The sequence below is a fragment of the Pantoea sp. UBA6567 genome (assembly GCF_002434165.1).
In the GTDB taxonomy this organism is placed as follows: domain Bacteria; phylum Pseudomonadota; class Gammaproteobacteria; order Enterobacterales; family Enterobacteriaceae; genus Pantoea; species Pantoea eucrina.
In genome coordinates this window covers 1396315-1409702 of record NZ_DJJN01000006.1, presented here as the reverse complement: position 1 = coordinate 1409702, position 13388 = coordinate 1396315, and the positions used below count along the sequence as shown (strand labels likewise).

Genomic DNA, 13388 nt, shown 5'->3' with positions numbered 1-13388 from the left:
TGCCGCCTTGCTGCAACCTGAATTATTTCGGGGAATACGCGCGTACAGGCTGCAGCTGCACTGGCTGCGCGCCTTCACCCCGGTCACTTACTGATGTAAGCTCCCGGGGATTCATTTGCTTGCCGCCTTGCTGCAACCTGCCACCTCATCTGCTAAGGCAGTTCGGGCGGTTGCCACTCTTCTACCTCAATCAGCACCAGCAGTGCGGCGTCGCCGCCGAACATTTTAGGTGCCTGGTGAAACGCCATCACATGCGGGTGCTGCGCCAGCCATAGCGGCGTCTGCTGTTTAAGAATATGTTTTCCGTGGCCGGTCATGACGCTGGCGCAAAAAATATGTTCGCGGCGGCAGGCGGCGATGAGCGCGCCCAGCTCCTGCTTCGCCTGCATCTGCGTCAGCCCGTGCAGGTCGAGAAAAATTTCCGGCGTGTAGTCACCGCGACGCAGCTTCTTCAGTTCATAGTGGCTGACGTCAGCACGGACATAGCGCACCGGCCCGTCGCTGGAGAGCAGCGGCTGAAACTCATCGGAAAAATAGTGGCTGTTGTCAGCCTGTTCGGAAAGCAGACGTTTCAGCGGGACTTCCCGGGTTTTAACCGCAGGTTTATGTACGATAGTGTCCTGTTTCAGCTTACGCGTCCCGATCATTAACTGACGAAACAGCGCCTGATCGTCGTCGTTCAGCGGCGTCTTTTTACTCATGGCGGGAAAATTCTTTCAACGTTGCAGTTTACCGGGCTGTTACCTTACCGCTAAGCGCTGACAAATGTCAGCTTTTTCGCCTCGCTGCGCTGAATTCTGGCCCGCTTCATGGCAAACTATCGGCCGATTGATTTTATGGCCTGCGGAGGGCTACGTGGACAAGATTTTCGTCGATGAGGCAGTAAACGAACTGCACACTATTCAGGATATGTTGCGCTGGGCCGTCAGCCGTTTTTCAGCGGCTGGCATCTGGTACGGTCACGGCACGGATAATCCCTGGGACGAAGCGGTCCAGCTGGTTCTGCCCACTCTGTGGCTGCCGCTCGATATTCCTGAAGATATGCGCAATGCGCGCCTGACCGCCAGTGAACGGCACCGTATCGTTGAGCGGGTGATCCGCCGCGTGAATGAACGTATTCCGGTCGCTTACCTGACCAACAAAGCCTGGTTCTGCGGACATGAGTTCTACGTAGACGAACGGGTGCTGGTTCCGCGCTCACCCATTGGCGAGCTGATTGAAAACCGCTTTGCGGGTCTGATCCCCGGCCAGCCACAGCATATTCTGGATATGTGTACCGGCAGCGGCTGCATCGCTATCGCCTGCGCCTATGCCTTTCCTGAAGCGGAAGTGGATGCGGTCGATATCTCCCACGACGCGCTGGCGGTGGCGGAACAAAACATTGAAGAGCATGGCCTGCTGCATCACGTCACGCCGATTCGCGCCGATCTGTTCCGCAACCTGCCACCGGTAAAATATGACCTGATCGTCACCAACCCGCCGTACGTGGATGCGGAAGATATGGGCGATCTGCCTGGCGAATATCATCATGAACCGGAACTTGGCCTGGCGGCTGGCAGCGATGGCCTGAAGCTGGTACGCCGCATTCTCGCCTGTGCGCCTGACTATCTCAGCGAGCAGGGCGTGCTGATTTGCGAAGTCGGCAACAGCATGGTGCATATGATTGAGCAATATCCTGACGTGCCTTTCACCTGGCTGGAGTTTGATAACGGCGGCGACGGCGTCTTTATGCTGACGCGCGATCAGATCGTGGCGGCGCAGCACCATTTCTCCTTTTTTAAAGATTAATTTGCGGCGCGCCTGAGCGCCCGCACTATGGCAACAAGGAGCCATCATGGCCGGAAACAGCATTGGACAACTTTTTCGCGTTACTACGTTTGGCGAGTCGCACGGTCTTGCGCTGGGCTGCATCGTTGACGGCGTGCCGCCCGGTATTCCGCTGACTGAAGCCGATATCCAGCACGATCTCGATCGCCGCCGTCCCGGCACCTCGCGCTATACCACCCAGCGTCGCGAGCCGGATCAGGTGAAAATTTTGTCTGGTGTGTTTGAAGGGGTCACTACCGGCACCTCTATCGGCCTGTTAATCGAGAACACCGATCAGCGTTCGCAGGATTACGGCGCGATTAAAGATCTGTTCCGGCCCGGCCACGCAGATTACACCTATGAGCAGAAGTATGGTTTGCGCGATTATCGCGGAGGCGGACGCTCCTCAGCACGCGAAACCGCTATGCGCGTGGCCGCCGGTGCCATCGCCAAAAAATATCTGCAGCAGCAGCACGGTATCGTAGTGCGTGGCTATCTGGCGCAGATTGGCGACGTCGCCTGTGAGCTGAAAGACTGGAGCATCGTTGAAGAGAATCCGTTTTTCTGTCCGGACGCCAGCAAGCTGGAGGCGCTGGATACGCTGATGCGCGCCCTGAAGAAAGAGGGCGATTCTATCGGCGCGAAAGTGACCGTGATGGCGGAAAACGTGCCACCGGGCCTCGGTGAGCCGGTGTTCGATCGCCTCGATGCCGATCTGGCGCATGCGCTGATGAGCATCAACGCCGTTAAAGGCGTAGAGATTGGCGATGGCTTTGCCGTCGTTAACCAGCGCGGCAGCGAGCATCGCGACGAAATCCGCGCCAGCGGCTTTCAGAGCAATCACGCCGGCGGCATCCTCGGCGGCATCAGCAGCGGGCAGACCATCAGCGCCAACCTGGCGATGAAACCGACCTCCAGCATTACCGTACCGGGTAACACCATTACCCGCACGGGGGAGGAGGTGGAGATGATCACCAAAGGGCGTCACGATCCCTGCGTCGGCATTCGCGCCGTGCCCATTGCCGAAGCGATGATGGCGATTGTGCTGATGGATCACCTGTTACGCCAGCGCGGGCAAAACGCTGACGTTAACAGCAGCGTACCGCGCTGGTGAGCCTGATGATGCGCCGCGCTCTGCTCACTTTCGCCGCGCTGCTGGGTAGCGCGGCCGCCGTTGCCGCCACGCCGTGGCAGCAGATCCAGCACCCGGTTTCCGGGGCGCCGCAGTCGATTGGCGGCTTCGCCAATGGCTGTATCATTGGCGCACAGGCGCTGCCGCTTGATGCACCGGCCTATCAGGTCATGCGTCAGGACCAGCGCCGCTACTATGGTCATCCCGATCTGATCGCCTTTATTGAGCGCCTCAGCACCCGCACCCGTCAGCTTCATCTGGGGCAGGTGCTGATTGGCGATATGGGAATGGCGGCGGGTGGACGTTTCAGCAGCGGCCACGCCAGTCATCAGACCGGACTGGATGTGGATATCTGGCTGCAGCTGCCAAAAACCCGCTGGAGCGCACAGCAGTTGCTGAAGCCGCAGCCGCTGGATCTGGTGGCGCCGGATGATAAACAGGTGATCGCCCGTCACTGGCAGCCGCAGATTGATAGCCTGATCAAGCTGGCCGCGAAAGACAGCGACGTCGCGCGAATTTTTGTGAATCCGGCGATCAAAAAACAGCTTTGCGCCGATGCCGGCAGCGATCGCGAGTGGCTGCATAAAGTTCGCCCGTGGTTTGCGCATCGGGCGCATATGCATGTGCGCCTGCGCTGTCCGGCCGGCAGCCTGGAGTGTGAAGATCAGGCGCCACCGCCGCCGGGCGACGGCTGCGGTGCAGAGCTTGAGAGCTGGTTCCTGCCGAAAAAGCCCGGCAGCACGCCGCCGGTAAAAAAAGCCCCGCCGCCGCTGCCGCCATCCTGCCAGGCGCTGCTGGATAACCACCGGCTCTGAGTACCTCTCCCGGCGCGCAACGGCTATTGCCCCGCGCCGGGCTTGTCTGCTACCTGCTGCGAGAAGTGAAATGGACCTTTTTATCGTCAGCCCGCTTATCCTTGGCGTACTGTTTTTTGTTGCCATACTGGCCGCTTTTATCGACTCCATTGCCGGCGGCGGTGGACTGCTGACCGTTCCTTCGCTGCTGGCGGCCGGGCTGTCACCGGCACAGGCGCTGGCGACCAACAAGCTGCAGTCGGTTGGCGGCTCTTTCTCCGCCAGCCTCTATTTTGTCCGCCGTGGCGCCGTAAACCTGCGTGACCAGCGGCTGAACATCGCGATGACGTTTCTCGGCGCGGTCGGCGGCACGCTGCTGATCCAGCATATTCAGGCGGATATTCTGCGTCAGATCCTGCCGCTGCTGCTTATCGCCATCGGACTCTGGTTCCTGCTGATGCCGCGTCTGGGAGAGGTGGATCGCGAGCATCGTCTGCAGGGCGTGGCGTTTGCGCTGGTGGGCGGCGGCTGTGTGGGCTTCTATGATGGCTTCTTCGGTCCGGGAGCCGGCTCCTTCTATGCGCTCGCCTTTGTCACGCTTTGCGGTTTCAATCTCGCCAAAGCGACGGCGCATGCTAAGGTGCTGAATTTCACCTCCAACTTCGCCAGCCTGCTGTTCTTTATGTTTGGCGGCAAACTGGTGTGGGGAACCGGCGTAGTGATGCTGCTCGGCGCATTTATCGGGGCGCGGCTGGGTGCGCGGCTGGTGCTGAGCCGTGGCCAGCGGCTGATCCGCCCGATGGTTGTGACCGTTTCTGCGGTCATGAGCGCCAAACTGCTGTGGGACAGCCACGGGGCTGAGCTACTGGCCTGGTTTGCCGCAGGATAAACCGACTCGTCAAATCGTGCCGCCGGTGCGACAATGGCGCCAGATGATTAACTGACAGATGACTATGCCGACAGAACACCACTATCAGCAGCTGATCGACATCTTCGACGGCTGCTTTGCTGAGACTTTTAAGACACGTCTAATTAAAGGCGATGATGAACCGATTTATCTTCCGGCAGATGCGGAATCACCCTGGCACCGCGTAGTTTTTGCCCATGGATTTTACGCCAGCGCGCTGCATGAAATTTCGCACTGGTGTATTGCGGGCGACGCGCGTCGGCAGCAGGTTGATTTTGGCTACTGGTACTGCCCCGACGGGCGTGATGCGCAGACGCAGAGCCAGTTTGAAGCGGTTGAAGTAAAACCGCAGGCGCTGGAGTGGCTATTCTGCGTTGCGGCGGACTTCCCCTTTAATGTCAGCTGTGACAATCTCGAAGGCGATTGTGAACCCGATCGCATTGCGTTTCAGCGCCGGGTCCATGCCCAGGTGATGCACTATCTGGAGCAGGGGATCCCGGCTCGCCCGGCACAGTTTATTGCGGCGCTGAACCGCTATTATGGTACGCCAGCGCTCACTGCAGCGCAGTTTCCGTGGCCGGAAATGCTTTAATTCGCCTGCTTAAAATGAAAGGAATGAGAGATGATCGTAGAATTTGAGTCCCGCATTCTGGCGCTGATTGACGATATGGTCGATCACGCCAGTGATGATGAGCTGTTTGCCAGCGGTTATCTGCGCGGCCATCTGACGCTGGCGGTTGCGGAAATTGAGCAGAGCGGCGAACACACGCCGGAAGCGCTGCAGATTGTCGTCTCCCGGAGCCTGCAGAATGCTATCGCCGCCGGTGAACTCTCGCCACGCGATCAGGCGCTGGTGGTCGGCATGTGGGATAACCTGTTTAGTCAGGCACGTCAGACCGCCTGATGCGCGGGGCGACTTTTCGCCCCGGCTCTCAGCGCCCCGCCTTTTTTCCCTTCAGCAATTTACGCACCCAGTAGCGGTTCGGATTCAGCGCCGCCAGCGTTGCGGCATCGAGCGGCTGCGGCTCACCGCTCATTTGTGCCGCCAGCACTTCAGCTGCCAGCGGCGCGCTGCAGAGCCCGCGCGATCCCAGCGCCCCCAGCACGAACAGCCCGTGATAGTGCGGGGCTTCAGCAATCTTCTCCCCGCGGGCGCGCTGTCCCGGCAGGTCAGCATACTGCGCCAGCGTGGCAGCGTAGTCTGGCAGGCCGCCGCTCATGGGCAGATGATCGCGCGTGGCGCAGCGCACGCCAGTCCGCGCCTCGTTATCACTGAGATCAACCTGCTGCGGCCAGGCGGCCTGCGGCAGGCACGCCATCAGACGCTGACGGTTGCTCTGCTGATCATCGGCACGAAAAGCGGTCGCGGTGTCACCGCGATGATAGCTGGCGCCGATGCAGTGGGTGCCAAACGTCGGGCTGACGGGTGTCAGATAACCATCGTAACAGAGCACGCTCTGCAGGTTTGCCAGCGCGGCTGATGAGGGCGCATGGCTTACCTGGCCTGCGACCGGGTAGACCGGCAGATCCTGGCTCTGTTCCAGCGTCCGCAGCGCATGCCCGTTGGCCAGTACGACATTCTGATGCTGCACATCAGCCCGGTCGGAAAAGTGCAGCGTCCAGCCGTTTTCATGCGGCGTCAGCTGCGTAACCCGGTGCAGCCAGTGCTGGTGCAGACCCTGCGTCTGCGCCTGATCCAGCAGGTTGCTGGTAAGCTGGGAAGGGGAGATCCATCCGCCACGCGGATAGCAGATGCCGCCCATACCCAGCGCAACGCCCGCCAGCTGCTCCGCCTCGGCCGGTGAGACGCCGTAAGCGATCTCCGCCGGCAGCGCCAGGGCCAGCATCTGCGCAATCTTATCGGCGCTTTTTTCATCCCACGCCAGCTGCAGCACTCCGCACCAGCTCTGTTCAGCACGCTCCGGCAGGCTATCGTAAAGACGACGCGCGAAGCTGAAAGCGGCGGGGAAAAACTGCGCCAGCGCGGGATCGTGCTGGTTCAGTAAGGGGTAGAGCGCTGCCTGACGGTTGCCGGATGCACCCAGTGCCGGGGCCTCATCGGCGCAGTAGAGCGTCACGCGCCAGCCGCGGCGCAGTAATGCCAGCGCCAGCAGCGCACTGGCGACGCCGCCGCCAATGATGGCGACATCCTGGCCCGCTGCTGCAGGCCGCGCATACCACGGCTGCACGGCTGGCAGCGGCACCGCATGCGCCAGCGTGCCGGTCAGCATTTCGCGCTTATGCGCAAAGCCTTTACGTTTACTGATGGTAAATCCCGCTTCCTGCAGGCCACGCCTGACAAAACCCGCAGCGGTAAAGGTCGCCAGCGTTCCTCCGGCACGTGCCAGCCGTGCCAGAGCGCTGAACAGCGCCGGGGTCCACATATCCGGATTTTTAGACGGCGCAAAGCCGTCCAGGAACCAGGCGTCAACCTGACCCTGCAGGCTCTCATCAAACTCTGATATCAGCGTATTAATGTCGCCAAACCAGAGATCAAGCGTAACCCGTCCACCGTCAAACAGCAGCCGCTGACAGCCGGGCAGCGCCGATGGCCACTGCTGCTGCAGCTGCGTTGCCCACGGCGCCAGCTCCGGCCAGCGCGCCTGCGCGGCAGCGAGATCGGCCTGCGTTAGCGGATACTTTTCACAGCTGATAAAGTGCAGCCGCTGCAGCGCCGCAGCAGGCTGCTGCGCGCGAAACTGATCGAACGCCTGCCATAACGTGAGAAAGTTCAGACCGGTGCCAAAGCCGCTCTCCGCCACAATAAACAGATCGCGCGTATGCGTGCTGAAACGCTGCGGCAGCTGATTACCGCCGAGAAACACATAGCGGGTCTCTTCCAGTCCATTATCGTTAGAGAAGTAGACATCATCGAACGCTCGGGAAACAGGTGTACCCTGATCGTTCCAGGTTAATTGCGCGTGTTCAACCGGGGATAATTTCACGGGAAAGGCTCATTTTTCAGGCAGTGGCGCGATTTTAGCGAGTGGCGTCACATGACGCAAATTTACAAAAGGAAATGGCTGATCGGACTTGTTCGGCGTACAACTGTACGCTAGAGTGCACGTCAATCCAAAAAGATGTGGAATGAGGACTATTGAATGAAACGTGCAGTGATTACTGGCCTGGGTATCGTTTCCAGCATTGGTAATAACCAGCAGGAAGTGCTGGCTTCTCTGCGTGAAGGCCGTTCCGGTATCACTTTCTCTGAAGAGATGAAAGAAGCCGGTATGCGCAGCCACGTGTGGGGCAACGTCAAACTGGATACCAACGGGCTCATCGATCGCAAAATCGTGCGTTTCATGAGTGATGCCTCTATTTACGCCTATCTTTCTATGGCGGAAGCGGTCAAAGATTCAGGCCTGACTGACGAGCAGTATCAGAACAATCCGCGCGTGGGGCTGATCGCCGGTTCCGGCGGTGGTTCACCGCGCTATCAGGTGTTCGGTGCTGACGCTATGCGCGGTCCGCGCGGCCTGAAAGGCGTGGGTCCTTATGTAGTGACCAAAGCCATGGCCTCAGGTGTATCTGCCTGCCTCGCGACCCCGTTTAAAATTCATGGCGTGAACTACTCCATCAGCTCCGCCTGTGCCACCTCAGCACACTGCATCGGCAACGCCGTTGAGCAGATTCAGCTGGGCAAACAGGATGTGGTCTTTGCCGGTGGCGGTGAAGAGCTGACCTGGGAAATGTCCTGCGAGTTTGACGCGATGGGCGCACTTTCGACCAAATATAACGATGCGCCTGAGAAAGCCTCGCGCACCTATGATGCTAACCGTGACGGTTTTGTTATCGCCGGCGGCGGTGGCATGGTTGTGGTTGAAGAGCTGGAGCATGCGCTGGCACGTGGTGCGCATATCTATGCTGAGATTGTTGGCTATGGCGCAACGTCTGATGGCGCTGACATGGTTGCACCGTCAGGTGAAGGCGCGGTGCGCTGCATGAAGATGGCGATGCAGGGCCTCGATGCACCGATCGACTATCTGAACACGCATGGCACCTCCACGCCGGTTGGCGATGTGAAAGAGCTGGGCGCAATCCGTGAAGTGTTTGGTGACAACACCCCGTACATTTCAGCGACCAAAGCCATGACCGGTCACTCCCTGGGTGCAGCGGGCGTGCAGGAAGCGATCTACACCCTGCTGATGCTGGAGCACAGCTTTATCGCGCCGAGCATCAACATCGACGATCTGGACGAGGCCGCAGCAGGGATGAACATCGTGACGCAGCCAACGGAAAAAGCGCTGACCACGGTCATGTCCAACAGCTTCGGCTTTGGCGGCACCAACGCCACGCTGACCATGCGTAAATATCAGGGCTAAATCTGCCCGCGTCCCGTCGCCCCCTGACGGGATATCACAGGCTGTCGCTATGGCAGCCTTGCTTTCTCTGCTCAGCCTGAGCCGTTTTGACAACCCCGCTTTGACCTGCATACACTCCTGTTTTACCTTCCCGTAATTTCCCTGCGCTATCGTCGCTGACAAGGAGTGCGCAAACATGACCGCTCACGCTAACGCGTCCGTATTGCCGCTCGCCTGTACCTCGTTTGCCGTGTTTCTCAGCTATCTGACCGCCGGACTGGCACTGCCGGTGATCCCGCTGTATGTGCATCAGGAACTGGGCATGAGTAACCTGATGGTGGGCATTGCAACCGGCAGTCAGTTTATTGCCACCCTGCTGACGCGCGGTTTTGCCGGCCGGCGTGCGGATCAGCAGGGAGCACGCGCTACTACCCGCTACGGTATGCTGACGATTGCGCTGACAGGGGCTGCCTATGCCGCCGCCGTGCTGCTGCCGGTCGCACCCGGCGTGCGCTTTATGCTGCTGATAGTGGCGCGTCTGCTGCTGGGGGTAGGGGAAAGCCTGCTGCTGACCGGTAACCTGACCTGGGGGCTGGGGCTGGCGGGGGCCAGGCGCTCTGGTCTGGTCATGTCCTGGAACGGAATGGCGATTTATGGCGCGCTGGCGGCAGGCGCTCCGCTGGGAGTGCTGATGTATCAGCATGGCGGGCTGCTGGCTATCAGCGGTGCGGCGCTGCTGCTGCCGCTGCTGGCTCTGCTGGTTAACGGCTGGATCCGTGCGGTGCCGGTTGCCGGCGGTACGCGGCCGTCGCTGTGGAGCGTTATCAGCGCCATTTTTTCACCGGGGCTGGTGCTGGCGCTGCAGGGCGCCGGTTTCGCCGTAATCGGCACCTTTACCTCGCTCTATTTTGCTGCTCAGGCGTGGGGACACGCCGGCTTTGCGCTCACCGCCTTTGGCTGCGCTTTTACCGGGGTGCGGATCCTCTTTGGTCATCTGCCGGATCGCTATGGCGGGAGCCGGGTCGCGCTGGTGTCACTGCTGGTGGAAGCGCTGGGTCTGCTGCTGCTTGCCGTTGCCACCTCAGGCTGGCTGGCGCTGGCGGGGGCGGCCCTCACTGGCTGTGGCTGCTCGCTGATCTTTCCGGCGCTGGGGGTTGAAGTGGTGCGTCGCGTCGCGCCGCAGATACGCGGTACTGCCCTGGGCGCTTTCTCTGCCTTTCAGGATATCGCCTATGGGATCAGCGGCCCGCTAACCGGACTGCTGGCGACGGCGTCTGGCTATGGCGCCGTCTATCTGGCGGGCGCGCTCTGTGCCGTGGCCGGTTCCGTTATCACCTGGTGCTGCGTGCTTCGCGCGCCAGCAGCATAACCAGCTTATCGCAGGCGCTGGCGATCTCAGCCGGCGTCAGCGCTGCAAAGCCGAGCAGCCAGCCGGGCTGCGGTGCAGCTGTATGGCAGAGCGGTGAGAGAGGCGGCAGCAGCAGACCCGCTGCCGCTGCCCGCTGTGTCAGCGCTTCCTCATTGCCCTGCAGCAGCGAGACGGCCAGTTGCAGACCACCGTTTGCCGGAAGCGGGCGCAGCCACGGCTGCATACGGCTATGAATCTCTTCCAGAAGCCGGTCGCGCCGGTAGTGATAGAGCTGCCGCATCAGCCGCAAATGGCTGGCAAAATGGCCCTGCTGCAGAAATTCAGCGGTGATAGCCTGCGGCAGCAGCGCGCTATGCCCATCCAGCACGCTGCGCGCCCGGCCCAGCGGCTCAGTCAGCTGCGGCGGTACCACCATCCACGCCAGGCGCAGGGAGGGAAACAGGGTTTTGGAAAAGGTCCCCAGCGAGATGACCCTGCTGTCGTGCGTCATGCCCTGCAGCGCCGGAGCAGGCCGATCACCGTAATGAAATTCGCTGTCGTAATCGTCCTCAATCAGCCAGCTGTTATGCTGCTGCGCCCACGCCAGCCACTGCAGCCGCCGTGCCAGACTCATCGCTATACCGGTTGGATAGTGATGCCCGGGCGTCAGGTAAACCAGCCGGGCGCGACCGGAGAGCGGGATCGCGCCGTTTTCATCCAGCGGCATCGCCCGGCAGTGCGCGCCTGCGGCAAGAAAGGCGTTACGTGCCCCCGGATAGCCAGGATCCTCCAGCCAGACTTCATCGTCCGGATCCAGCAGCAGCAGCGCCAGCAGCTGCAGCGCCTGCTGCGAGCTGGTCAGGATGATGACCTGTTCCGGACGACAGCGCATACCGCGCGACAGGCTCAGATACTCCGAGACCGCCTCGCGCAGCGGCAGGTAGCCGAGCGGATCGCCGTAGCCCATTACGCGGCTGCCGAGCCGGCGCTGCACGTTGCTGCTGATGCGCCGCCACTGCGTATGCGGGAAAGCCCGTAAATCGGGCGATCCGGCGGCAAACGCGGCGGGGAAGGGCGGATCCTGACAGCCGCCGGTCGCCAGCAGCTGCAGGCCACGCTGCGAGAAGTGCGGTGCCCGGCGGGTTGACGGCGTATCTGGCGGCGGAGCCAGCGTAATCGCGACAAAAGTACCGCGTCCGGTGTGGCGCTGCAGATAACCTTCGCTTTCCAGCTGCGCGTAGGCCGCTTCCGCGGTTACGCGCGCGACTGACAGCTCTGCGGCCAGCTGACGGCTGGAGGGAAGCTTCTCACCGTGGCGCAGCTGGCCGCTGACGATTGCCTGCCGCAGGGCGCGGCAGAGGCGCTCGCGTCGTCCACCCTGCGCCTGCTGCTGAAAAAGCGTAGCCAGTTCCTGATACATAATGGTCTTATTACTCTGACAGAAAGGGTCTCATTGCGGAGACCAATTTGCCGTAAAGTGGGTGCACATCGCAACAGGAGAAGAGTATGTCCGCTGTCTTACACTATCCCGCCGCCCGTGCGGAAGAGAGTTACGCCTATCTGCAGCAGAAGCTGAGTTATTACACCGATGCCTGGGATCTGGCAGAGGATCTGGCACGCGGCGAGGCTGCCATTGTTGTTTTTGATGCCCGCAGCCCTGAACACTATGCTGCAGGACATATCTGCGGCGCGCATTCGTTTCCTCACCGTACCATCAGCGCACACAGCACGGCGGCGCTCGATCGCAGCAAGGTCTATATCACCTACTGTGACGGCATTGGCTGCAATGGCTCAACCAAAGCGGCACTAAAACTGGCAGCGCTGGGATTTCAGGTTAAGGAGCTTATTGGCGGGCTGGATTTCTGGAAGCGCGACGGGCATCCGCTGACGTGGGGAACCGACGCGGGAGAGTGGCCACAGCACGGTGCTGCGGCCGGGTGCGGCTGCTGACTCAGGCCAGCAGCCAGAGCAGAAACAGCACCACCGCTACTGCGATTATCAGCGACAGCGCCGGGCGCTGCGCCAGCGGGCGCGGCAGGATCTCTGTAAACGGTGCCCAGATAGGTTGTGGCTGGCGCACGCTGTCCGTCAGCGGCAGCGTTTCACCGCGCTCAGCCCGGCGGCTGAAAAGCTGATTCAGCAGATCCTGACACTGCGCGGCGGTCAGCACGGTTTGCGGCGTCGCCTGAAAACGCTGCTGGCTATAATCCTGCAGCAGCTGCTGTTCATCACGATTCAGCGGCTGCTTCAGCGAGCTTTCCAGCAGCTGCAGCGTGGGTGCGCTGTGCTGCCCCAGCGTCTGGCGCACCTGCAGATACTGCGTCAGCAGCGGGAAGTGCCGCGACGGCACCGGATCGCCGCTTTTAAGATTCACCAGCTTCAGCGCGTCGGTCAGCAGTTTTACCGGCGATTCGCCGGTCGTGGCCGCCAGCCGCGTCACCTGCTGGTTCAGCGCCTGCTGCTCTGCCGGCAGCAGCGTGCGATCGGTACTGCGGCTCTGCTGCGGCTGCGGGATCGCCATCTGGCCGTTCTGCAGCATGGTCAGCACCTGACGCAGCTGATCCTGGCTCAGCGCACTCAGCACCGTCTGGTTAAACTGCTGGCGGATAAAGTCGCTTACCGCCTGACGGTTATTGCCCTGCGGCAGCTTATCCTGCAGCTGCTGAAGCAGCTGGCGCGTGGCGTGACTGTCCTGCACCTGACTCAGGCGACGATTAAGGTGCTGCTCGGCAGCCGGAAAATGGCGCGACTGAAAGTCAGCATCGCTCTTCACGCCCACTTCATGGCGTACGCCCGCCCACAGCTCAGGCGCTTTCAGAGTGCTGAGAGACATAATGCGTACAATGAGCCGTTCCAGCGTGGTGCGCTGCGCCGGAGAGAGAGGCTGTTCGCCAGCCGGACCGCCGGGGCGGGCCGGGCCGGAAACACCGGTAAGCGCAGAACGATCGCCCGCGGGCACACCGGGACCGCTGAGAGGTTGCATGGCGGAATCCTTGAAAAACGAGTCAGATCCGGGTGCGCCGGAAAAAGAGGGGCATATGATAGCAAAAGCCCCCGGGAAATCCACGGGGGCTGGTATCAGAAAAGCGAGAAGATGCGG

Annotated in this window: 13 protein-coding genes; 9 read left to right on the top strand and 4 right to left on the bottom strand. The window is 61.0% G+C overall.

What is annotated here, in order from left to right; all coding sequences use genetic code 11:
• Window positions 1–152 precede the first annotated feature (152 nt).
• A complete protein-coding gene (gene smrB / locus B4M48_RS12665; protein WP_039379153.1) occupies window positions 153–701 on the bottom strand; it encodes an endonuclease SmrB in 549 nt (182 codons plus the stop codon).
• Between the two features lie 154 nt (window positions 702–855).
• Between smrB and prmB the strand changes: the two genes are divergently transcribed.
• The 6 genes from prmB (at window position 856) to B4M48_RS12635 (ending at window position 5543) form a co-directional block, all read left to right on the top strand.
• Window positions 856–1788: a 50S ribosomal protein L3 N(5)-glutamine methyltransferase gene (prmB, locus tag B4M48_RS12660; protein WP_039379152.1), complete on the top strand. Its 933-nt coding sequence runs from the start codon at window positions 856–858 to the stop codon at window positions 1786–1788.
• 46 nt (window positions 1789–1834) lie between these two features.
• Window positions 1835–2920, top strand: a complete 1086-nt coding sequence (gene aroC, locus B4M48_RS12655; protein WP_039379151.1) for a chorismate synthase — start codon at window positions 1835–1837, stop codon at window positions 2918–2920.
• 8 nt (window positions 2921–2928) lie between these two features.
• Entirely contained in the window at window positions 2929–3753 is an 825-nt protein-coding gene (gene mepA, locus B4M48_RS12650; RefSeq protein ID WP_250341232.1) for a penicillin-insensitive murein endopeptidase, read from the top strand.
• Between the two features lie 70 nt (window positions 3754–3823).
• Complete coding sequence (locus B4M48_RS12645; RefSeq protein ID WP_039379149.1) at window positions 3824–4621, top strand: sulfite exporter TauE/SafE family protein; 798 nt, start codon at window positions 3824–3826, stop codon at window positions 4619–4621.
• 64 nt (window positions 4622–4685) lie between these two features.
• The gene (locus tag B4M48_RS12640; protein WP_071668096.1) at window positions 4686–5231 is read left to right on the top strand and encodes an elongation factor P hydroxylase; all 546 of its coding nucleotides are present in this window, start codon (window positions 4686–4688) and stop codon (window positions 5229–5231) included.
• Between the two features lie 30 nt (window positions 5232–5261).
• On the top strand, window positions 5262–5543 hold the full coding sequence (locus tag B4M48_RS12635) for a YfcL family protein (protein WP_039379145.1): 282 nt from the start codon (window positions 5262–5264) through the stop codon (window positions 5541–5543).
• Window positions 5544–5571: 28 nt separating this feature from the next.
• Here B4M48_RS12635 and mnmC read toward each other — a convergent pair whose 3' ends face one another.
• Window positions 5572–7584, bottom strand: a complete 2013-nt coding sequence (mnmC, locus tag B4M48_RS12630) for a bifunctional tRNA (5-methylaminomethyl-2-thiouridine)(34)-methyltransferase MnmD/FAD-dependent 5-carboxymethylaminomethyl-2-thiouridine(34) oxidoreductase MnmC (RefSeq protein ID WP_250341176.1) — start codon at window positions 7582–7584, stop codon at window positions 5572–5574.
• A 156-nt stretch (window positions 7585–7740) separates the two neighbouring features.
• Here mnmC and fabB point away from each other — a divergent pair, with 156 nt between their 5' ends.
• Both fabB and B4M48_RS12620 read left to right on the top strand, forming a co-directional pair.
• A complete protein-coding gene (gene fabB, locus B4M48_RS12625; protein ID WP_071668065.1) occupies window positions 7741–8961 on the top strand; it encodes a beta-ketoacyl-ACP synthase I in 1221 nt (406 codons plus the stop codon).
• A gap of 175 nt (window positions 8962–9136) precedes the next feature.
• On the top strand, window positions 9137–10309 hold the full coding sequence (locus tag B4M48_RS12620; protein WP_039379142.1) for an arabinose transporter: 1173 nt from the start codon (window positions 9137–9139) through the stop codon (window positions 10307–10309).
• On the opposite strand, the gene B4M48_RS12615 is transcribed toward B4M48_RS12620, so the two are convergent.
• Window positions 10272–11708 (bottom strand): PLP-dependent aminotransferase family protein, encoded by a 1437-nt coding sequence (locus B4M48_RS12615; RefSeq protein WP_288656843.1) that lies wholly within the window; start codon window positions 11706–11708, stop codon window positions 10272–10274. The two genes, B4M48_RS12620 and B4M48_RS12615, sit on opposite strands and share 38 nt — an antisense overlap.
• An 86-nt stretch (window positions 11709–11794) precedes the next feature.
• Here B4M48_RS12615 and B4M48_RS12610 point away from each other — a divergent pair, with 86 nt between their 5' ends.
• On the top strand, window positions 11795–12238 hold the full coding sequence (locus tag B4M48_RS12610; RefSeq protein ID WP_039379137.1) for a rhodanese-like domain-containing protein: 444 nt from the start codon (window positions 11795–11797) through the stop codon (window positions 12236–12238).
• A gap of 1 nt (window position 12239) precedes the next feature.
• Here the strand turns inward: B4M48_RS12610 and flk are convergent, their stop codons facing one another.
• Window positions 12240–13271, bottom strand: coding sequence for a flagella biosynthesis regulator Flk (gene flk / locus B4M48_RS12605; protein ID WP_108569494.1), 1032 nt, complete (start codon window positions 13269–13271; stop codon window positions 12240–12242).
• Window positions 13272–13388: the final 117 nt, after the last annotated feature.

What these genes read in the sequence shown, in the direction of transcription:
- smrB (WP_039379153.1), bottom strand. Translation starts at nt 701, where the DNA reads ATGAGTAAAAAGACGCCGCTGAACGACGACGATCAGGCGCTGTTTCGT.
- aroC (WP_039379151.1), top strand. Translation starts at nt 1,835, where the DNA reads ATGGCCGGAAACAGCATTGGACAACTTTTTCGCGTTACTACGTTTGGC.
- mepA (WP_250341232.1), top strand. Translation starts at nt 2,929, where the DNA reads ATGCGCCGCGCTCTGCTCACTTTCGCCGCGCTGCTGGGTAGCGCGGCC.
- B4M48_RS12645 (WP_039379149.1), top strand. Translation starts at nt 3,824, where the DNA reads ATGGACCTTTTTATCGTCAGCCCGCTTATCCTTGGCGTACTGTTTTTT.
- B4M48_RS12640 (WP_071668096.1), top strand. Translation starts at nt 4,686, where the DNA reads ATGCCGACAGAACACCACTATCAGCAGCTGATCGACATCTTCGACGGC.
- B4M48_RS12635 (WP_039379145.1), top strand. Translation starts at nt 5,262, where the DNA reads ATGATCGTAGAATTTGAGTCCCGCATTCTGGCGCTGATTGACGATATG.
- fabB (WP_071668065.1), top strand. Translation starts at nt 7,741, where the DNA reads ATGAAACGTGCAGTGATTACTGGCCTGGGTATCGTTTCCAGCATTGGT.
- B4M48_RS12620 (WP_039379142.1), top strand. Translation starts at nt 9,137, where the DNA reads ATGACCGCTCACGCTAACGCGTCCGTATTGCCGCTCGCCTGTACCTCG.
- B4M48_RS12615 (WP_288656843.1), bottom strand. Translation starts at nt 11,708, where the DNA reads ATGTATCAGGAACTGGCTACGCTTTTTCAGCAGCAGGCGCAGGGTGGA.
- B4M48_RS12610 (WP_039379137.1), top strand. Translation starts at nt 11,795, where the DNA reads ATGTCCGCTGTCTTACACTATCCCGCCGCCCGTGCGGAAGAGAGTTAC.
- flk (WP_108569494.1), bottom strand. Translation starts at nt 13,271, where the DNA reads ATGCAACCTCTCAGCGGTCCCGGTGTGCCCGCGGGCGATCGTTCTGCG.